This is a genomic window from Winogradskyella marincola (assembly GCF_029624125.1).
In the GTDB taxonomy this organism is placed as follows: Bacteria; Bacteroidota; Bacteroidia; order Flavobacteriales; family Flavobacteriaceae; genus Winogradskyella; species Winogradskyella marincola.
The window spans coordinates 128,622-148,436 of the sequence record NZ_JARSBN010000006.1; the positions used below are offsets into that span (position 1 = coordinate 128,622).

26 protein-coding genes are annotated in these 19,815 nt (G+C 33.2%); 12 read left to right on the forward strand and 14 right to left on the reverse strand.

Going from position 1 to position 19,815, the window contains the following annotated elements:
- Nucleotides 1–53: 53 nt before the first annotated feature.
- Both P7122_RS11855 and P7122_RS11860 read left to right on the forward strand, forming a co-directional pair.
- Entirely contained in the window at nucleotides 54–560 is a 507-nt protein-coding gene (locus tag P7122_RS11855; RefSeq protein ID WP_278006014.1) for a DUF3124 domain-containing protein, read from the forward strand.
- 1 nt (nucleotide 561) lies between these two features.
- Nucleotides 562–1,173, forward strand: a complete 612-nt coding sequence (locus P7122_RS11860) for a MarC family protein (RefSeq protein WP_278006015.1) — start codon at nucleotides 562–564, stop codon at nucleotides 1,171–1,173.
- 8 nt (nucleotides 1,174–1,181) lie between these two features.
- On the opposite strand, the gene P7122_RS11865 is transcribed toward P7122_RS11860, so the two are convergent.
- Nucleotides 1,182–1,670, reverse strand: coding sequence for a hypothetical protein (locus P7122_RS11865; protein ID WP_278006016.1), 489 nt, complete (start codon nucleotides 1,668–1,670; stop codon nucleotides 1,182–1,184).
- 240 nt (nucleotides 1,671–1,910) lie between these two features.
- Between P7122_RS11865 and P7122_RS11870 the strand changes: the two genes are divergently transcribed.
- Together P7122_RS11870 and P7122_RS11875 are read left to right on the forward strand one after the other, a co-directional pair.
- Entirely contained in the window at nucleotides 1,911–3,710 is a 1,800-nt protein-coding gene (locus tag P7122_RS11870; RefSeq protein ID WP_278006017.1) for a DEAD/DEAH box helicase, read from the forward strand.
- Between the two features lie 121 nt (nucleotides 3,711–3,831).
- A complete protein-coding gene (locus P7122_RS11875; RefSeq protein ID WP_278006018.1) occupies nucleotides 3,832–4,638 on the forward strand; it encodes a carboxypeptidase-like regulatory domain-containing protein in 807 nt (268 codons plus the stop codon).
- A gap of 6 nt (nucleotides 4,639–4,644) precedes the next feature.
- Here the strand turns inward: P7122_RS11875 and P7122_RS11880 are convergent, their stop codons facing one another.
- From P7122_RS11880 to P7122_RS11890, 3 genes are read right to left on the reverse strand one after another with little or no spacing between them, the layout of a single operon-like run.
- The gene (locus P7122_RS11880; RefSeq protein WP_278006019.1) at nucleotides 4,645–5,007 is read right to left on the reverse strand and encodes a VOC family protein; all 363 of its coding nucleotides are present in this window, start codon (nucleotides 5,005–5,007) and stop codon (nucleotides 4,645–4,647) included.
- Nucleotides 5,008–5,014: 7 nt separating this feature from the next.
- Nucleotides 5,015–5,545, reverse strand: a complete 531-nt coding sequence (locus tag P7122_RS11885; RefSeq protein WP_278006020.1) for an SRPBCC family protein — start codon at nucleotides 5,543–5,545, stop codon at nucleotides 5,015–5,017.
- A 38-nt stretch (nucleotides 5,546–5,583) separates the two neighbouring features.
- Nucleotides 5,584–6,240 carry a TrmH family RNA methyltransferase gene (locus P7122_RS11890; protein WP_278006021.1) on the reverse strand — a complete coding sequence of 219 codons (657 nt, stop codon included), beginning with the start codon at nucleotides 6,238–6,240 and terminating at the stop codon, nucleotides 5,584–5,586.
- 36 nt (nucleotides 6,241–6,276) lie between these two features.
- Between P7122_RS11890 and P7122_RS11895 the strand changes: the two genes are divergently transcribed.
- Together P7122_RS11895 and P7122_RS11900 are read left to right on the forward strand one after the other, a co-directional pair.
- Entirely contained in the window at nucleotides 6,277–7,479 is a 1,203-nt protein-coding gene (locus P7122_RS11895) for a tetratricopeptide repeat protein (protein ID WP_278006022.1), read from the forward strand.
- A gap of 8 nt (nucleotides 7,480–7,487) precedes the next feature.
- Nucleotides 7,488–8,159 carry an SIR2 family NAD-dependent protein deacylase gene (locus P7122_RS11900; protein ID WP_278006023.1) on the forward strand — a complete coding sequence of 224 codons (672 nt, stop codon included), beginning with the start codon at nucleotides 7,488–7,490 and terminating at the stop codon, nucleotides 8,157–8,159.
- Here P7122_RS11900 and P7122_RS11905 read toward each other — a convergent pair.
- The 4 genes from P7122_RS11905 to P7122_RS11920 form a co-directional block, all read right to left on the reverse strand.
- Nucleotides 8,143–9,186 carry an LLM class flavin-dependent oxidoreductase gene (locus P7122_RS11905; RefSeq protein ID WP_278006024.1) on the reverse strand — a complete coding sequence of 348 codons (1,044 nt, stop codon included), beginning with the start codon at nucleotides 9,184–9,186 and terminating at the stop codon, nucleotides 8,143–8,145. The two genes, P7122_RS11900 and P7122_RS11905, sit on opposite strands and share 17 nt — an antisense overlap.
- A gap of 48 nt (nucleotides 9,187–9,234) precedes the next feature.
- Complete coding sequence (locus P7122_RS11910) at nucleotides 9,235–9,504, reverse strand: ArsR/SmtB family transcription factor (RefSeq protein WP_278006025.1); 270 nt, start codon at nucleotides 9,502–9,504, stop codon at nucleotides 9,235–9,237.
- A gap of 62 nt (nucleotides 9,505–9,566) precedes the next feature.
- Nucleotides 9,567–9,773: a helix-turn-helix transcriptional regulator gene (locus tag P7122_RS11915; protein ID WP_278006026.1), complete on the reverse strand. Its 207-nt coding sequence runs from the start codon at nucleotides 9,771–9,773 to the stop codon at nucleotides 9,567–9,569.
- A complete protein-coding gene (locus P7122_RS11920) occupies nucleotides 9,773–10,222 on the reverse strand; it encodes a hypothetical protein (RefSeq protein ID WP_278006027.1) in 450 nt (149 codons plus the stop codon). The genes P7122_RS11915 and P7122_RS11920 overlap by 1 nt, the downstream gene beginning before the upstream one ends.
- 208 nt (nucleotides 10,223–10,430) lie before the next feature.
- Here P7122_RS11920 and P7122_RS11925 point away from each other — a divergent pair, with 208 nt between their 5' ends.
- Together P7122_RS11925 and P7122_RS11930 are read left to right on the forward strand one after the other, a co-directional pair.
- Nucleotides 10,431–10,844, forward strand: coding sequence for a hypothetical protein (locus tag P7122_RS11925; protein ID WP_278006028.1), 414 nt, complete (start codon nucleotides 10,431–10,433; stop codon nucleotides 10,842–10,844).
- A gap of 139 nt (nucleotides 10,845–10,983) precedes the next feature.
- Nucleotides 10,984–11,820, forward strand: a complete 837-nt coding sequence (locus P7122_RS11930; RefSeq protein ID WP_278006029.1) for a hypothetical protein — start codon at nucleotides 10,984–10,986, stop codon at nucleotides 11,818–11,820.
- 88 nt (nucleotides 11,821–11,908) lie between these two features.
- On the opposite strand, the gene P7122_RS11935 is transcribed toward P7122_RS11930, so the two are convergent.
- Both P7122_RS11935 and P7122_RS11940 read right to left on the reverse strand, forming a co-directional pair.
- Nucleotides 11,909–13,156, reverse strand: a complete 1,248-nt coding sequence (locus tag P7122_RS11935; RefSeq protein ID WP_278006030.1) for a glycosyltransferase — start codon at nucleotides 13,154–13,156, stop codon at nucleotides 11,909–11,911.
- Between the two features lie 44 nt (nucleotides 13,157–13,200).
- Nucleotides 13,201–13,674, reverse strand: a complete 474-nt coding sequence (locus P7122_RS11940; protein ID WP_278006031.1) for a heme-binding domain-containing protein — start codon at nucleotides 13,672–13,674, stop codon at nucleotides 13,201–13,203.
- Between the two features lie 39 nt (nucleotides 13,675–13,713).
- On the opposite strand from P7122_RS11940, the gene P7122_RS11945 reads away from it, so the two are divergent.
- From P7122_RS11945 to P7122_RS11955, 3 genes are all read left to right on the forward strand, one after another.
- Entirely contained in the window at nucleotides 13,714–14,286 is a 573-nt protein-coding gene (locus tag P7122_RS11945; protein ID WP_278006032.1) for an adenylosuccinate lyase, read from the forward strand.
- A 184-nt stretch (nucleotides 14,287–14,470) separates the two neighbouring features.
- Complete coding sequence (gene purB, locus P7122_RS11950; protein ID WP_278006033.1) at nucleotides 14,471–15,814, forward strand: adenylosuccinate lyase; 1,344 nt, start codon at nucleotides 14,471–14,473, stop codon at nucleotides 15,812–15,814.
- A complete protein-coding gene (locus tag P7122_RS11955; protein ID WP_278006034.1) occupies nucleotides 15,811–16,041 on the forward strand; it encodes a hypothetical protein in 231 nt (76 codons plus the stop codon). The genes purB and P7122_RS11955 overlap by 4 nt, the downstream gene beginning before the upstream one ends.
- A gap of 25 nt (nucleotides 16,042–16,066) precedes the next feature.
- On the opposite strand, the gene P7122_RS11960 is transcribed toward P7122_RS11955, so the two are convergent.
- From P7122_RS11960 to P7122_RS11975, 4 genes are read right to left on the reverse strand one after another with little or no spacing between them, the layout of a single operon-like run.
- A complete protein-coding gene (locus P7122_RS11960; protein WP_278006035.1) occupies nucleotides 16,067–16,612 on the reverse strand; it encodes a GFO_1091 family lipoprotein in 546 nt (181 codons plus the stop codon).
- Between the two features lies 1 nt (nucleotide 16,613).
- Complete coding sequence (locus P7122_RS11965) at nucleotides 16,614–17,186, reverse strand: GFO_1090 family protein (protein WP_278006036.1); 573 nt, start codon at nucleotides 17,184–17,186, stop codon at nucleotides 16,614–16,616.
- Nucleotides 17,187–17,210: 24 nt separating this feature from the next.
- Entirely contained in the window at nucleotides 17,211–17,705 is a 495-nt protein-coding gene (locus P7122_RS11970; RefSeq protein ID WP_278006037.1) for a PG0215 family putative anti-sigma factor, read from the reverse strand.
- Nucleotides 17,692–18,201, reverse strand: coding sequence for a GFO_1088 family ECF-type sigma factor (locus tag P7122_RS11975; RefSeq protein WP_278006038.1), 510 nt, complete (start codon nucleotides 18,199–18,201; stop codon nucleotides 17,692–17,694). Before P7122_RS11975 ends, P7122_RS11970 begins: the two co-directional genes overlap by 14 nt.
- A 155-nt stretch (nucleotides 18,202–18,356) precedes the next feature.
- Between P7122_RS11975 and P7122_RS11980 the strand changes: the two genes are divergently transcribed.
- Nucleotides 18,357–19,790 carry a GFO_1087 family putative carboxy terminal peptidase gene (locus P7122_RS11980; RefSeq protein ID WP_278006039.1) on the forward strand — a complete coding sequence of 478 codons (1,434 nt, stop codon included), beginning with the start codon at nucleotides 18,357–18,359 and terminating at the stop codon, nucleotides 19,788–19,790.
- The last annotated feature ends 25 nt before the right edge of the window (nucleotides 19,791–19,815 follow it).

Genomic DNA, 19,815 nt, shown 5'->3' on the forward strand with positions numbered 1-19,815 from the left:
CTTAAAACATAAAAAAAGCGACATTAAATAAACGCCATAACAATTACAAGCTTATGAAATTTCATTATTTAATTTTCACCTTATTACTTGCTTTTAGTTGCGAAACTAAAAAAGAGAATACAGCTCTAAATCCAGAAAACTGGTCTAAAAGAGCTATAAAGTTAAACGCAAGCGACTCTTTATCTTACGGTAAGTCTTACCTATCTATATACTCGCAGATCTACAGCTTAACAGAACACACCAAACACAACTTAACCTCTATGGCAAGTATGAGAAATACAAGTGACAGAGATACAATCTACCTTTTAAGAGCAGAGTATTATGATACTCATGGTAAATCTGTAAGAAAGTATTTTGATTTCCCTATATACCTTGCGCCTATGGAGACAACAGAAATTGTAATAGACGAAATAGATGTTTCTGGCGGAACAGGTTCTAATTTTATTTTTGAATGGAAAATACCCGACAATTGTCCAGAGCCACTTTTTGAAGGCGTAATGACTTCTACCATGGGACAACAAGGTTTATCTTTTACAACTCAAGCAAAAAGAATTGAATAATATGGCAGAAATTTTATCTACTATCTTCTTAATATTTGCAGTAATAGATCCTATTGGGTCTATACCTGTTTACTTAGAAGCTACCAAAGAGTTTGATCTTGTACATAAAAAGAAAATAGCAATAAGAGCTTGTGTAGTAGCTTTTATTATACTTCTCTTTTTTATAGTTATTGGGCAGCTTATATTAGAAGGTATGTCTGTATCGTTAGATGCTTTTCAGATTTCTGGAGGTGTTATCTTATTCTTATTTGCCCTTACTATGATCTTTGGCGCAGGAAAACCAGAACAAGAGAAAAGTAGTATTACAGATTACAAACACGTTACTGTTTTTCCAATCGCAATACCTTCTATTGCATCACCAGGTGCTATAATGGCTGTAGTACTTATGACCAACAACCACATTTACTCCATAAAACAACAAACGTTTACAACTCTTATTGTACTTGCAGTTATTGGAGCTACTTGTTTTATTCTACTTGCAGCAAACAAACTACACAAAGTAATTGGAGATTATGGTATTACTGTACTGAGTAAGGTTATGGGACTAATATTAGCATCTTACGCCATACAAAGTATATTGAATGGCATAAGCAGCTACTTTACTAATATTTAATAAGGTATTTAATCTTGTTTCTTAATAGCGGAATTAAGTGCAGCATCTATTGCGTCAGAATATTTTTTGTCTGCTTCAACTTCTAGCATTCCTATAAGCATCAAGCAGGTATTTTTATCTACTTCATAACAATAAATCTTATTCTCTAATTTTACACCTTCTGCTTCAGATGTTCCATACATATAAAGCACTTTAATACCATTTATTTCTTTCTCACCAGAACTTGTAACCTCAAAGTCTTGAGCAGTAGCATTCTCACCTAATTTTTTCTTAGCATTATCATAATTTTCTGGCACATACATTCCCATAACAACTGCTTTAGGACTTTCCGATACATAAGCATTAGGCGTTGCTGTCTTAAATAACTCTTCATCAACAGTTATGTCTACTTTTTTAGACATCAACTCCACAGCACGTGCTTGCTTTTCTGCTTCTGTTTCTTGAGCATTAGCAAAAAAACCTAAGAATAAAGTGGCTAAAATTATTAATTTTTTCATTTTATATAAATATTTAGATTGTCTCAAATATATAATTAAATAAAACATTTATTTCTACTTTAATCTATTAATATTCGTATAGTCAAATAAAAGAGTATCTTTGCGCCAAAATTCGCGTAAAACATATAAAAAACGTGAAAACCTCAGAGTGAGGTGTGTTACAAGAAGTTTTGGTTTAAGTATGTCGATACGCTTCTAATGTAACACTACATTAATTTATCGCATACATAAAAAACAAGAATGAGTACATTCCAACAACTTGGTCTTAACGAAGACCTTCTTAATGGTATTTCAGATTTAGGGTTTGAAACACCAAGTGAAATCCAACAAAAAGCAATTCCGGTATTATTAGAAGAAGAGCGCGACCTTGTAGCTTTAGCTCAAACAGGTACAGGTAAAACTGCAGCATTTGGTTTTCCTATGCTACAAAAAATTGACGTTAACAGTAGAACTACACAAGGATTAATCCTTTCGCCTACCAGAGAGTTATGTTTACAAATAACTAATGAGCTAAAAGCTTATGGTAAACACTGTAAAGGCTTAAATGTAGTAGCTATATATGGTGGTGCAAGTGTTACAGACCAGGCAAAACAAATAAAAAAGGGTGCACAAATTGTGGTAGCCACTCCTGGTCGTATGAAAGACATGATTAGCCGTAACCTTGTTGATATTTCAAAAATACAATACAGTGTATTAGACGAAGCTGATGAGATGCTAAATATGGGCTTTTATGAAGATATCACAGATATTCTGGCTCATACACCAACAGATAAAAGTACTTGGCTATTCTCTGCAACGATGCCAAAAGAAGTGGCTAGCATTGCAAAAGAATTTATGTACGATCCTATTGAAATCACAGTAGGAAATAAAAATGAAAGCACAAGCAATGTTTCTCACGAGTATTATTTAGTAAATGGTCGTGATCGTTACCTAGCTTTAAAGCGTCTGGCAGATGCCAATCCAGATATTTTCTCGGTAATTTTCTGTAGAACAAAACGCGATACTCAAAAAATTGCTGAAAAATTGATTGAAGATGGCTACAGCGCAGGTGCTTTACATGGAGATTTAAGCCAGAATCAACGTGACTTAGTCATGAAATCTTTTAGAAACAAGCAAATACAAATGCTTGTAGCTACAGACGTTGCGGCTCGTGGTATCGATGTAGACGATATTACACACGTTATCAATTACCAATTACCAGACGAGATTGAAACCTACACTCACCGTTCTGGACGTACTGGTAGAGCTGGTAAAACTGGTGTTTCTATGGTTATTGTTGCCAAGAGCGAAGTACGAAAAATTAAAAGTATAGAGCGCATCATTAAAAGACAGTTTGAAAAGAAAGATATTCCTTCTGGAATGGAAATCTGCGAAGTACAATTAATGAGTTTAGCCAACAAGATTCACAATACAGAAGTTAATCATGAAATTGATAAATATTTAGATAGCATTAACGAACTGTTTGAAGATACCGAAAAAGACGAGTTAATAAAGAAGTTCTTTTCAGTAGAGTTTACACGTTTCTTTAACTATTATAAAAACTCAAAAGATCTTGCAGTTTCAGATTCTGGTCGTAGTAGTGATGATGGTGGAAGAGCTTCTGGTTCGGACACGCGTTTCTTTATAAACGTTGGCCGTAAAGATGGCTATGACTGGATGTCTTTAAAGGATTTCTTAAAAGAAGTTTTAGAACTTGGTAGAGACGATGTCTTTAAAGTTGATGTAAAGGATAGTTTTTCTTTCTTTAATACTGAAAAAGAGAATGAAGAAAAAGTCTTAGCATTTTTCACAGAATTTAAACACAACGGTCGCTTTGTTAATGTAGAAGTTAGTGAAAATAAAGGACGTAGTGGTGGCGGAAGACGCGACAGAGGTCGTGGTGGAAAACGCAAGGGTAACAACAACGATAGACCTAGAGGCGAAAGACGCTCTAGACGTAGTAACGACTCTAATAAGCCAGAAGGTAGACGTTCTGACAGATCACCTAAAAAAGGAAGACGCTCAGCATCTGACAGACCACGTAGATCTCGTAGAAAATAAACTAAAGCCTCCTAAGCGGAGGCTTTTTTTATAAACTGCATCTTGTTAATATTTAGTCAAATATTTTACTAAAAACAGCAATATCCGTTTTGTTTATTACCTTTACATTGTATTTAACACTATGCGACACTTACTATTTATTTTTTTATGCTTCACTACAGTTTATAGCTATAGTCAAGATAGTACTGCCACAAAAACACCTGAAACAGTAAAAGGAACCATAACAAGTTCTTCTACTAAAGAAGCGTTGAGTGAAGTTAATATTGTAAATATTAATCAAGTTGTGGGTACAGCTACTGATGATGATGGTAAATTTGAAATTAAAGCAAAAGTTAACGATACATTACACTTATCTTATTTAGGTTACAAATCTATTAAAGTAAGAGTTACAAACGACTGGTTAAAGTTTGGTAATACTGAAATTGTAATGACCGAATTAGCTCTAGCGCTAGAAGAAGTTACTGTAAAATCTTTGGAACTTACTGGATATTTAGAAGTAGATATTAAACAAATACCTATAACAAACAACAACCAATATCGTATTTCTGGATTGTATGGTAAAGCCTACGAAGGTGGAAAACCTAACATTGCGACCAAAGTTTTAGGTGCTATTTTTAATCCTGCTGATTTTCTTTACAATATGTTTGGTAAGAAGCCAAACGAAATGCACAAGCTAAAGAAAATTAAAGAAGACGACGAAATTAGAAACCAGTTAGCTAAGCGTTTTGATAGAGAAATGCTCATGGTTTTACTACAAGTTACCAAGTACGATTTAGATGAAATCGTTAACCAGTGTAACTACTCTAAAGACTTTATAAACACTGCTAACGATCTTCAAATTCTAGATGCAATAAGTGAGTGCTACGAAGAATACAAGGTCATTCAACGCAGTAAAGAGCGTAAAAACAAGAAGAAAGATAAAGCTTAAAAATTCTTAAGCATTAGAGTGTAGCGCTACTCTATTCCCTTCGGTATCTATAAACACTCCCATAAAACCGTGTTCGTCAGAAATTTTAGTTTTTGGCTGGTAAATCTTACCACCTGCTGTTTCTATTCTGTCTAATTCGTTTTGAACATCATCAGACATAAAATAAACCAACGTACCTTCTTGACTAGGTATATATGACTCTTGCTTAATGAGAGTTCCTGTTGCTCCTTCTCCTCCATTGTGATTTGGAAACCAACCCATTTCTAATCCTCCAAAATCCACTTTTTGAATTTCAACCTTAAAAACAGCTTCATAAAACGCTTTAGCACGAGACATATCATTTACGGGAATTTCGAACCATCCTACCATAGCATAATTATTTAGACTCTAAAATACGTTTTAAATCATTTAAGCCTTCTTCAAAATCCTTTCCTACTGTTTTATCCATATTAAAGAATAAAAAGAAAATGTTTGAAGGCATTTTATTTACCCCTTTAAATCCCCAAACCACTTCTGTAGCATTTTCTCCAACAGCACGTGTGGTTAGGTATGCATCAGATTGTGACTCCCATGGTTTGTAAAAACGCAATTGACTTTCTACCGATTTGTTTTCTGTAATCTTTATAATTTCTTGTTCTCCTGTTCCTACATCTTTGTTTCCTTCCCATCTAGATACAAATCCGACAGTAGCATCTGTACCTGTAAATTCTTGTTTCATATCTGGATCTTTCTTTTTCCATGGAGACCATTCATCTTGGTTTTTTATATATTTTAAATAATCAAAAACCTCTGTTACTGGCTTATTTACAGTAATGCTTCGGCTTACGTTGTAGGTCTTTGGTGCTATTAAAGCCAGTAATACAATTAAGGCAATAATTGCTAGTACGATGTAAAGTGCAGTCATCATAATTTTATTTTTTTAGTTAGTACTTAAAATTACAAAAATTAATGTTCCGATTTGTAACGTTCTACAATGGCATCATAATCTTTCAGTGTTTTCTTAATCCAGTCAAAACGCTTTTCCAAATATTCCTGTTCTGTTAACCGCCAGTTAATATCAGATTTACGCAATCTTGCTGTAACGTGCTGAAGAATAATAGCGGCAGAAACCGAAATATTTAAACTCTCCGTAAAACCTACCATAGGTATTTTTAAAAAACAATCTGCCTCATCTATTACTTGTTGAGATAATCCTTCCGTTTCGCGTCCAAAAAAGAAACAAGAGGGCTTTGTTATATCAAAATCTATAAGATCGCAATCCTTTGCATGCGGACTTGTTGCTACTATCTGGTATCCTTTAGCTCTTAAATCTTCAATGCAAGACTTGGTTGTATGATAGCGGTTAAGGTCTACCCATTTTTGCGCTCCCATGGCTATTTCTCTGTCAATACGTTTAGAGTTTACCTCTTCAACAATATTTACTTCTTGTATACCAAACACATCACAAGAGCGTATTACTGCACTTGTGTTATGTAACTGATATACATCTTCTGTAGCTACAGTAAAATGCTTGGTGCGCTGAGCCAATACTTTTTTAAAACGCTCTCTTCTATTCTCTGTAAGATGGGTTTCTAAATATTGTAGAAGCTTTGTTTCGGTCATAAAAAGATTATATTTATTGATTGATAAGATACTGCTATGAAATCAAAATACCTTACCTCTATTCTATTTCTGTTAATTTTTCAGTTTGCAACTGCTTTTCAGGACAAATCTATCTGTTCTTGTGAATTACTCAAAGAATCTAAAGAAAATGATGAAAAAGTTTCAATGCTTGCCAGAGAAATTGAAGCTTCTTTCCATGATTTAAGCACAGATGGCTTTAACAAATACTTTGACACTAAATCTTTTAAACAGAAACTAATAAATGGTATTGATTATGATGCCAACAAATCTTACGTTAAAGGGTTTTTAAATGGTGTTGGTAAAGCTGGCGATAAACTAGCCGAAAAAATTGTTTATGAAGTTGAAAATGGTGCCTACTACAACATTGTTAATTACAGATATAGCATTGTACAAAAGGCATACTATTTTACTTTTAGAATGTACTCTGAAGAAACTGGCATAAACTATCACGACTACAAAGTATGTACTGATGGCAAAAACATAAAAGTCAATGACATCTATATCTACTTATCTGGCGAACATCTTTCTGAAACTTTAAATCGCATTTTTATAATGTCTTTAGAAGATGAAAAGAATAATACTTTAAACTCTAAAGAAAGCACGGTAAGTAGCATGTTTAAGGTTATTAGTGCTCAAAAACTACTTCAAAGCGGTAAGTACAAAGAAGCCTACAACATGGTAAATAGTATTACCGGACCTCTAAAAAAAGAAAAGTTTTTTCTTTTAATTAAAGCCCTTATAGCTTCTTCTTACGATGATAAAATTTATGAAAACACTCTCGGTGAATTTGCTGAGTTATATCCAGACGATCCTACTTTGTACCTAAAACTTATAGACTACTATTTCTTGAAAGAAAATTACAAAATGGTTCATATCTACATAGATAAGCTAATGTTTGAAACAGAAGATGATTTTTTAAATCTTATGAAAGCTAATGCTTATCTACTACAAAAAGATTATAAAAATGCTGAGAAAAGCTATCATTACATTAAGATAAATTATCCTGCAAGCTTTTCTGCTCACGTAGGCGAAATGATATGCCTCACCTATCAGAATCGTTTAGAAGAAACTCTAGCAATTGCTCAAAGCCTGGTTGATGAAGGCTATGACAAAAAAGAATTAACCAATTTTTTTGAAGAAAAAGAAGCCGATGGTTCTAATGAACTAGAAGCCTTTGTAAAATCTAAAATTTATAAAAACTGGAAAGTTAAACCCTAACACTAAGCATGAAACATATTGTTGTATTAACCGGAGCTGGTATGAGTGCCGAAAGTGGTGTAAAAACTTTTAGAGACCATGATGGTCTCTGGGAAGGACATGATGTTATGAAAGTAGCCTCACCAGAAGGTTTTAGAGAAAACCCAGCACTGGTTTTAGACTTCTACAACCAAAGACGCAGACAACTTAAGGAAGTGCAACCAAACCAAGCACACAAAGCCTTAGCATCGCTAGAAACCGACTATAAGATAACCATAGTTACACAAAATGTAGACGACTTGCATGAACGCGCTGGTAGCACAAATGTAGTACACCTTCATGGTGAACTTAGAAAAGTACGTAGTACAGGAAACCCAAACGATATAAAGGTTTGGACAGATGATATAAACCTAGGCGACACCTGTAAAAACGGACACCAACTAAGACCTCATATTGTTTGGTTTGGAGAAGATGTACCAATGATAGAAAAAGCGGTAGAAATCTGCTTATCTGCAGATATTTTACTCATTATAGGTACAAGTATGCAGGTGTATCCTGCTGCTGGTTTAATGCATTATGTTAGTGATGATACTCCAATTTACTACATAGACCCTAAACCTGCTGTGGTTAGAAATCAAAATATTAATGTAATTGCTAAAACCGCAACTGAAGGCGTAAAAGAGTTTATAAATTTGTTATAGTTCCTTTTGTTCCAACGCTTTCAACATTAAGTTCATTCATAATTTCTGAAAAAAGTTTGTAAGACTTTATACGGTCTTCAATAGAATAAATGTTGGTTGCAACGATAATCTCGTCAACTTCGGTTTGTTTTAAAAATTCACTTATTTTAGTTTTTACTGTGGCTTTACTTCCTATAAAACTATATTTAAGCATTTGATGTACAGAAGGATGCTGAGCCATTGCTCGTAACTCTGAAGTCATTGCTGTTGGTTCTTGTAAATAAGTTGGCTGCCCTGTAAGCAAACTAAAAATCATACGATACATTGATGTAGAAATCTGCTCTGCCTCATCATCACTGTCTGCTACAATAACATTGACTCCTGCTATAGTATAAGGCTTAGCTAAAACGTCTGAAGCTTTAAACTGGTCTCTGTAAATTTGCAAAGCATTAAACAAATGTGTTGTTGCAAAATGACTTGCAAAAGCATAAGGTAAACCTTTACGAGACGCTAAATGTGCACTATCTGTGCTAGATCCTAAAATGTATAATGGCACATCTACACCTTCTGCCACATTAGCCCTTACTTTGCTTGATGCATTAGATTTTGAAAAATAATTCTGAATTTTTTCTACCTCTGTTGGAAACGATTGTGCTGCCTGAAAAAAATCACTTCTTATTGCTCTTGCTGTAGCTTGGTCTGTTCCTGGAGCACGACCCAAACCTAGATCTATACGATTAGGATACAAGGTTCCTAAAGTACCAAATTGCTCTGCTACTATTAATGGCGAGTGGTTGGGTAACATTACTCCACCAGAACCAACTCTAATGCGCGAAGTATTATCGGCAACTTTACCAATTAATACAGTTGTAGCACTACTACCAATAGCTTCAGAATTATGGTGCTCTGCCAACCAATACCGCTTATAATTAAGCTTATCGGCTTCTTGTGCTAATTCTATTGTATTCTTAAACGTTTGAGCCAAGGATGATCCTTTGGATAAGATAGCCAAGTCTAATATGGAATATGCTGTTTGTTTTTTTAACATCTCGTTTTATTTATATATTGAAATATTTCAATGTATTAATGAAAAAAATTAGAGTTGTTTTAATGCTTCTCTATACATATCCAAAACTTCATGATTTAAAGCATAGTGGTAATGTCTTCCAATTTTATACTGGTGTATTAATCCAGCTTCAACTAACTTTTTTATATGATGACTAACGGATGGTTGTGCTAAAGACAATAAATTACAAGCTTCGGTACATTCTAATTTACCTTTATTTTTTTGCATCTGCTGCAAAATTTTTAACCGATGACTATCACCTAATGCTTTAGATATTTTTTCAACCTGACTTAAATTCATATCATATAAATACATTGACAAATACAAATGTATTGATATTTAAATTAAATATATTTTAAATTCTATTCATAATCAGAATCACTTAATTTAAAAAATGAATTAACAGGTTTACCAAACACCTCTGATAATTTTAGAGCCAATACTGTAGATGGCACATAGCGATTAGCTTCAATAGAGTTTATGGTTTGGCGAGATACTCCTATTTTTTCTGCTAAATCATTTTGCGTTATATTAAGAATAGCACGTTCTACCTTTATTGTATTTTCCATTATCTGTAGCGTTTTAGAGTGTGGTAAAACATTAACTGAATCATAAGCATAAATAACAATACCTGAAAATCACCCAAGTCTTTATAAACCTCGCCACCGGAATGCACTACGTTAGATACACCAAATTCTACATAAGGCATTACTAATGCATAGACCACACCAACAATAAATGCAACAGTATAAGATTGTGCTCTTAAACTAACGGTCATTTCATCTTCTATTTTATCTTTTGAGACCGACATTAACAACATACCAATAAGTAATGTTTTTTGAAGCAATAACTTTAACCATTCTGTATCTCCGTCCATAACTGATGCTCTAACAAACATCATAATTATAGATATTGCAGCCACAACTACACCAACTACTATAAACTGATGTGGCAACCTAAACTTTGTAATTTTTAAAAGATGACTGCGCTCGCAATCGATTAGTTTTTCTGTATTCATAATTGACAAATATATTTTATAATTAGTAAAATTATTTTTACTATATGACAAATATATTTTACATTTAGATTTTACGCAACTATTTTAACAGAAACTTGAATTTGTGGTTAGTTTAAACGAATTTCGCATTACTCTTAATTTTAAGTAATTCTGAGCATAAAGTTTCATAGACTGATAACAAGCATTTTATTGAAAAACAAAACATCTAATGAAAAGAACAAACTCAAATATCTTTTATTACTGTAGTGTCATTCTATTTGTTATTTCATTAACTCAAAATGCTTTCTTTACTGATAAAAATAATACCTGTGTAGGGTATCTAGCTTTAATTTTCGGGTTCTATGTGGTTTTTGACACAGGTATATCATGGATAGCAAACCTTTGTATTATACTTTCTTGGGCATATAGACATAAAAAGATATCCATATATTTTAGTCTTTTAGCACTTATACTTGGCATCTCCTTTTTGTTTATTGACAAAATCACCACAGGAACGAACAATATTTATAGAAAAATCACAGGTTATGGCTTAGGATATTACCTCTGGACTCTTAGTTTCGTATTTATGTTTTACAGAAATTTACTGAACTACAAAAAAGTATTTAATCCCAAAAACTCTTAAATCACCTCTTTTCTTATCTTTAATAAGCTATTACTCTTGATTTTCTGAAATTTTTCGTCGAACTTCGTTACCGGTAGGTATAAATCATTGAAACGGATTCATATCCTGAACGTTAGCGATAATTTGAACCCAAATCCGAATGAGAGAACAAATAACAGTCGATAAAGCTATAAAAAGAGGACATTTAATTGTGAATATTCCAGTATTTATAGCATTCATTGGTTGCCCAGCTTTAGCTCTATACTTATCAAAACAGAACTTAATACCTGGTTGGGGAATTGGATTAGCATTCTTACTTGGATTTGTTTTAGCTTGGTTAATTTGGAGTTTTATGATTACCAAATGGAGAATTTGGGCATTTGAGAATGTAAGAAACGTTCACGAATTAAAAAAAAGAGCCATCCAAGAAAAGTTGATTTGGAATGACAGAAATATTTTGGAAAAAACCGAAATCAGAAACACTGAGGATAAAAGAAAACTCAAAGAACTTGAAAGAAAATTTGAGCAAGAAGTTGAGTATAGAGAAGATTATTCTCTTCCTCCTAAAATAGAAATTTACTATTCCAAAGCATACAACTATTTCGAACTTGGAATTTCAATTTTAATAATCGGAGTTGGAATTTATTTTTTCACTAAAGGAGAAATCAAGCAATATGTTTTAGGTGCAGTTATGGCTGGAATTGGACTTTATAATACAATAAAAGAATCCCAAAAAGCATTTAATAACAAACCACAAATAATATTAGATTCGAAAGGAATCAAAACTAAAAATGTTGAATTTAAAAACTGGTTATGTATAGAAAGTGAGGAAGTTGTGCAAGAAGGTTACGGAAAATCAGCAAAATCCTACCTGACTTATTTTTACGATGAGGGTGAGTTTGAAAAAATAGCAATTGACCCACTGAATGTAACTCATAGAGAATTGGAAAATATGATAAGAACATACAGAATACGAAATAATAAAAACTACCGCTAACAACATGTTTAATTAATTGCGACTATGAAGTAAAGAATCCTACTGATTTTCACGCAACGAAACCATAGCCAAAACAAATAACAAAACCTCACCTATTCTTCTCCTCAATCCATTTACTCAAATACTTAGTACTTTGCAAAGTCTGATGTTGTAGTATATGACCAATAAAATTGTTTTGACGATGTTTTTCTAAACCTATACTTAGGGCTTCCATTTTTTGTGCAAACTCATCTTTAAAATTAGCTTTATCAAAACGCAGATTTAAAACTTTAAAACCGTTGTTCTGTTTGTCTTTCCAAACTCCTGTATTTGTATAGAGTTCTACTGCCTTTTGGGCAAAAGCTTCTGGATGGTTTTCTACAAAACCGTTCACTTCGACTTCGTTCAGTGACCACAAACCACCAAACATACCTTCGGCTGCTATAACAGACATAACACAAGGTGTGCCATTTTGCATAGCGTCTACTAGTTTGCCTTTTAACCCTGCACCAAAACGTAATGGTGCCAAACAAACTCTAGATTGTTGCATTACATCATTCACATCATCAGCAAATCCTTTTATTAAAAAACCGTCCTTTTCTTTATGCAGTTGTATTACTTTTTGAGATTTGTAAGCACCATAAATATGCAGTTCTGCTTTGGGAAGTTGCTTGCGTATTAAAGGCCAAATAACTTGTTTTAGATACAATACAGCATCATAGTTTGGTGGATGCAAAAAGTTACCAATGGCTATAAAATGCTGTCGCTCTTCAAAAGTTGGCAAACTACTTATCTTTTCTTCCTCTATTGGCTCTAATAAAAAAGGTAGATAATAGAGTAAGCTTTCGTCTATCTTAAATTGTTGGGTTAAGATCACCATTTCTGCTTCTGAAATTATTAAACTTACATCGCAACGGTAAATACTTGCAATTTCACGTTTGGTGGTATCGTTTTGTAAGTGTTCAATCGTTACCTCTACACCTGCTTTTAAAGCGTGTTCCCTAGCCTTTCGTAAGCCATGAAAATCTTCGGTATCTAAAATACGTAAAGCATTTGGGCACTGCTCTGCCACTCGCCAACCGTATTGCTCCTCTACCATAAAACGATCAAAAAGCACTACATTTGGTTGTAGTTGGTTTATAAAATCATCAAAAGACGAATCATTCAACAGTATGGTTTGTGTTTTTACACCTAGTTGAGATAAATCGTAGGTATTAGCAGATGTTTTGGCTGCACAAGCAAAAGTAATTTCAAAATCCTGATATAGAAATTGTTCTATGAGCTGCAACATTCTGCTACCTGCAGCAGAACTTTTAGGCTCTGGCCAAACAAACCCAATGATTAGCAAATTTTTCATAATGCAAAAATACTATTTACAATCTACTAACCACTCACTAATAACTATTGTGGTTCTTTAGAAAAGATATAGAAAACTCTTGCCATTTTTATCCATTTTTCAACAGCTTCAATCTGCTCATTAGAAAGTTTAGCATCACTATGTCCCCAAGTATAACTAGGCAAAGGCATATGACCTTCTTTTACTTCTTCTGCAAGTTCTTCTAACTTATGGTCTTTTTGTTTATCTGAATAATCATCCCATTTAGACATGTTAAAATCACGTTTTCCATGTTCTATATGGTCTGCCATCCAATAATTTATTGGTGTAATTTTACTATACCAAGGGTAACGTGTATGGTCGCTGTGGCAGTCAAAACAAGAATTTTTCAAAACAGCCATTACATCTTGAGGTGGATTTGTAGCTTGCAAAAATGGCTTAACAGAGGTGATATCTCCATCATTTTTTTCTGGTCCAAAAAACTGAGCTATTACAAAAACTACCAAAAGCAGTATTAAGATTTTTTTGAGAATCTTCATTTTTAATTAATTTAGAAGTTGAAATTTAAAAAAAATAAATTGACAAAGGCACAACTCTACGAAGAATTAAATTACGTTAACCACTCGCGAGAGAAGCGTCTCTACTATGCCAATTTGGTTTTAAGCCAACCTGAACTGTTAGAACCTCTTTTAGAAATTTTATTTGATGTGGACGATAAAATTTCGTGCAGAGCAGCTTGGGTCTTTGAGTTTATGTGTGGCGAAAACCTTGAAGCTATTATTCCGCATTTAGATACGTTTACAAACAACGTTAGCAGTGTTCATCTTGATCCTGCAGTAAGACCAATGGCTAAAATTTGCGAATATCTAACAACTGCTTACTACGGAAAATCTGATTCTAAAATAAAACAACATTTAAGCGAAAGTCATAAAGAAAAAATTATTGAAGCCTGTTTTGACTGGATGATTAATGACGAAAAAATTGCACCAAAAGCCTACTCCATGAATTCACTTTATTTACTTGGCACAGAGTACGATTGGATTCATCCAGAACTCGCTATGATTTTAGAACGCGATTTTCAGATGCAAAGTTCAGGGTTTAAAGCCAGAGCAAGGCATATTTTGAAGAAGATTAAGAAAGTGAGTAGTTAGTAGTGATATTAACAACTGTGTAAATTCTTAAAACGTAATCTAAAAAACCTTTAAACATCAAAAAACTGACGACCATATAATTGAACTATTAAACAGACAACCCTCAACAAAAAAACTTCTTACTTCATGCTTCCTGCTTAGACCTAACTTTGCTATATTTGATGCTTCTTAAAAATCAACTTAAATGGCACTCACAGCACTTAGCGCAATTTCACCAATAGATGGTAGATACAGATCTAAAGTAGACGCTTTAGGCAATTATTTTTCTGAAGAAGCTTTAATAAAATATCGCGTTCTTGTAGAGATTGAATACTTTATTGCACTTTGCGAACTACCGTTACCTCAACTAGAATCAGTTTCCTCAAGTGTTTTTGAAGACTTAAGAGCTATTTACAAAAACTTTACTGCTGTTGATGCAGCTGCTATAAAAGAAATTGAAAAAGTAACCAACCACGATGTTAAAGCGGTTGAGTATTTTATAAAAGAAAAGTTTGATGCTTTAGATTTATCTGAACATAAAGAATTTATTCATTTTGGATTAACATCTCAAGACATTAACAACACAGCTATTCCGCTAAGCATTAAGGAAGCTATGAACGATGTTTATGTTCCGGAATATAATATTCTTCTTAATAAAATTGAAGAATTAGCTGAAGAGTGGAAAGCTGTTCCAATGCTAGCAAGAACACATGGACAGCCTGCTTCTCCTACTCGATTAGGCAAAGAAATTGATGTTTTTGTAGTACGATTAAAAGAACAATTCAATCTTTTAAATGATGTGCCGAGTACTGCTAAGTTTGGTGGTGCTACAGGTAACTTTAATGCACATAAAGTAGCTTACCCTAATATTGACTGGAAAGCTTTTGGAACATCATTTGTACAAGAAAAATTAGGCTTACAACACTCGTTTCCAACTACACAAATAGAGCACTACGACCACATGGCTGCGTTGTTTGATGCTTTAAAACGTATTAATACCATTATCATAGATTTAGATAGAGATATCTGGACGTATGTATCTATGGATTACTTTAAACAAAAAATTAAAAAAGGCGAAGTTGGTAGTTCGGCTATGCCACACAAGGTAAACCCAATAGATTTTGAAAACAGTGAAGGTAACTTAGGTATTGCTAATGCCATTTTTGAACACCTTGCTGCAAAATTACCAATCTCTAGATTACAGCGCGATCTTACAGATAGTACAGTATTAAGAAATGTTGGTGTCCCTTTTGGACACACAATTATCGGTTTTAAATCTACATTAAAAGGTTTAGGAAAATTACTTCTAAATGCTGCTAAATTTGAACAAGACCTAGAAAACAATTGGGCTGTTGTTGCAGAGGCGATTCAAACAATTCTTCGTCGAGAAGGTTATCCTAATCCGTATGAAGCTTTAAAAGGCTTAACAAGAACCAACGAAGCAATTACTAAAACATCCATTTCAGAATTTATTGATACATTAGAGGTTTCAGATGCTATAAAATCTGAATTAAAAGCTATATCACCAAGCAATTATACTGGAATATGAAACTCTTTTTTCCTCTAAACAGAAATACATTAGCGCTAATTTTTGTGGCTATAACAGCACTAGGATTATTTACTTCTGGAATGTTTGAGGTATTAGATTATTTTATTATCAAAACGCTATTGCTTGGATTTCTTGGTGGTATGTTTGTTTTGGCTTTTTGGTACGCTTTAAAAAATGACACTAAAAAAAATCATCCTGAAGACAAGCTTCAGGATGATTCTAATTAACATTCTAAATAAATTGTCAGTTTATTTATTTTATAAAATCGGTGATACCTTTTAGGTTCGCATTTTCAAAATCCATATCCTTAAGTACAGATTGCAGAGACATTATTTTTCCTGCATTCATATCGTTACCTAAAACTCTGGCAACTACAAAGCCTTTATCCTTTGCATTACCAAAAAGAATAAGCTCATCTACATTATCTACATCTCCTATAAACATTACCATAAAACGACCATCTACACTATTTCCACCACGCATTAACTCTTCATACTTAGGATTTTTTAGAATGGTTTTTACATTTGCAAGCTCTACATCATATTCCGCCATATTGCTATTATCTAGTCTATAGGCTAATATATTTAGTTTATCTATAGACTCGTAGGCTTCTTTTTGCTCTTCTGTAAGATTAACCTCTTCTATGTTAAGTAGGCTAATTGGTGCATCTACAGATAAAAAACCTGGTTTTACCTGGTTATCTACAAAGTAAGTTTGCAAAGTTGGCCCTTGGTTGCAGCTTGTATAAGCCACAACCAAAAGCAACATTACTATTGATTTTTTGATTGATTGTATCATTTTAATTTTGTTTTTCTCCTGCCTTTTTTAACTGGTCTCCACCAGGAATATCCATCTGGTTTGTAATTTTAGACACTTGTCTTAGATCTATGTCTCCTGTTAAGGTCAATAAAACAGTTTCTATTTCTCGTTTCTTACCATTAATCTCTATGTCTTTACCTTCTGTAAGTTCTTTAAGTCCTGTTACAAACATTAATAACTCTTTTACATGGTTTTCATCTTTACCTTCTTTAACATAAAACTTAACGGTTTGGTCTCCATCTTTAATACGCATTAGCTCTTCAAGAGCAGAGGATTTTAAATACTTATCTACAGTACTTTTCATATCTGATGATATTTTTTCATCTCCTGTAGTAAATACTTTAAGACCTGTAATCTTTTTTACCATTTCCATAAACTCCTTAGCTTCCGGATCGTCTACATCTAGATCTATAGTGGCTAACATTCTGAAAGCTTTTTGCGTAACAACTATTGATGTTACTTCTTTCATATCTTCATACTTATCAAAGATGCTCTGTGCTCCTGATAGCATTGGTGCTATAATAAGCGCTATTATTACAATTAATTTTTTCATAATTCTTTAATTTTTGTGTGTTTGTTACTTGTTTTTAAATATTCTGTTTGTTGCTTTTGAAAACTCACTTAGTCTGCTCGCTTCTTCTAAACCTTGATTTAAGTTTTCTGAAACTAAGCTTAATGAATTAAGTTGTTCTTTACCTTCGTTCATTCCTATTGAAACTAAACTTAAAGCTTCCATAGCCTTATTATAAGTTTCCATTGCTAATTCTTTTTTTCTTCTCTCTTCTTGAGAAGGACCGAGAATTCGAGGAATAATAAGACCTAACATAAGAACTGCAACTGCTGCGACAGAAATCCATTGATACATCTTTGTTTTCTTAGGTTTTAATGGAACGTCTTTAGTGTACTGCTCTTGCTGTGCCTGAGAAAAGTATACAAACATTGGTTTGTAGTGTTCTAAATGCGGTGCAACATCGCTACCTGTAAAGTAATCTCTTAGCTGTGCTTCTTCAGCTAGTGTTGTCTCTGCATTGTTGTACTTTTCTATTAACTTTTCAATATTATTTAATACCATGTCTATGTGTATTAGTTAATTTTTCTCTTATTGTTTTTCTTGCTCTAGATAGATTAACACGCACTGCGGTTTCATTCATATCTAGCATTTTTGCTATCTCTGCAAAATCGTACTGCTCTATATCTCTTAGTTGTACAATTATTTTTTGTTGCTCTGGTAAATCTTCCATAATTCGAGATACCCAGTTTAAGCTATCTTTAGCTTCTACTTGCTTTTGTAATGACGCATTGTTATCTGTATAATTACTGTGAACAATTTTTAAATTCTGTGCTTGTTTAGATTTTAGTCTGTCCAAACAAAAATTCTTTGTCATTGTCATAGAGAAGGCTTCAACATTTTTATAGTCTTCTATCTTCTCTTTATTCTTCCATAATTTCAATAGTATTTCTTGCGTAGCATCTTCTGCTTCTTCTCGCGACACCAATAAACGTTTGGCTAAACGAAATACTTTATCCTTAAATGGCATTACTAAGCTTACAAAATCTGCCTGCTTCATTACTTATTTGATTGGTGGTTGAAAGCCTTTTTTACTTGCTTTCATAATTACGACGATACACATTACATTTTGTTACAAAGTTTTTTTATTTATAATAATGTAAGTAAATTTAGAGTTTTACAGACATAAGTAAAAAAGCTATCTAAAAAAGAAAAATGATGAAAAATTTAAAATTACTGGCGCTTTTATTAGCCGTCACAACAATCATATCTAGCTGTTCTGAAGATTTTGATGATAACTTAGTTGCATCATCTAGTGTAAAGGACTTTGTATGGAAAGGCATGAACGCTGTTTATCTATACAAATCTGAAATTCCTGATTTGGCTAATGACAGATTTGCAACAAATGAAGAATACTCTAACTACTTAGCTGATTTTGAATCTCCAGAAGCGTTATTTGAATCTCTAAAACACCAACCAGAAACTATAGATCGATTTAGTATTATTACAGATAACTATATCAATTTACGAAATCAATTTTTAGGCGTTAGCTTAAACAATGGTTTGGAATTTAATCTATATTTTGTTCCAGGTAGCAGTACAGATATATTTGGTGCTATTACATTGGTATTAAATGATAGTGAAGCCGATAATTCAGGTTTACAACGCGATATGATATTTAGAGCTGTTGATGGCACTAACTTAACAGCATCTAACTATCCTGAACTTTTATCTCAAGAAACGTACACCTTAAATTTTGCCGATTATGACAATAATGGCACCGAAGACGTTAATGATGATATTGTAACATTAAACGGAGAAAGTGAAACTTTAACCAAAGTACAATATTCAGAAAACCCTATTCATATTGCTAAGACCATTACATTAGATAACAATACCAAAGTTGGATACTTAATGTATAATCAATTCAATTCTAACTTTAATAATGCGCTTAATAATGTTTTTGGTGATTTTGCTTCAAACGGAGTTACTGAGCTGGTGCTAGACTTAAGATATAATGGTGGAGGATCTGTACAAACTGCTGCTTATTTAGGTAGCATGATTACTGGGCAATTTACAGGACAAGTATATTCTAAGGCATTTTATAACGAAAATTTAGCGAGTAACAATAGAGACTACCTATTTACCAACTCTATTGGTGCTGGTGGAGCTGCTATAAATAGTTTAAACCTTAACAAAGTGTACGTATTAACAACCAATAGAAGAACTGCTTCGGCAAGCGAGTTGGTTATTAATAGTCTAAGCGCGTATATTGATGTTGTGGTCATTGGCGAAAACACTGTTGGTAAAACACAAATTTCTACTACCATATACGATTCTCCAGACCTTGGATACAATGGAAGAAATCCTGGACATTTTTATGCCATGCAACCTCTGGTTGCTAATTCAGTAAACGTAAATGATGAATTAGTACCTACAGAAGGTTTAACACCTAATATAGAACTAAGAGAATATCCAAGTACTCTTGGTGTTTTAGGTGAAATTAATGAACCCTTATTAGAAGCTGCTCTGCAAGATATATCTGGTTCCGGAAGATTTAATTACAATACTATTTCGGGTCCTGAACCTGTTAATGACAAAAGGTTATTTAAACCTTTTGAACAAGAAATGTATATAGATAATGAATAATAAAAAAGCCGCTCAGTGAGCGGCT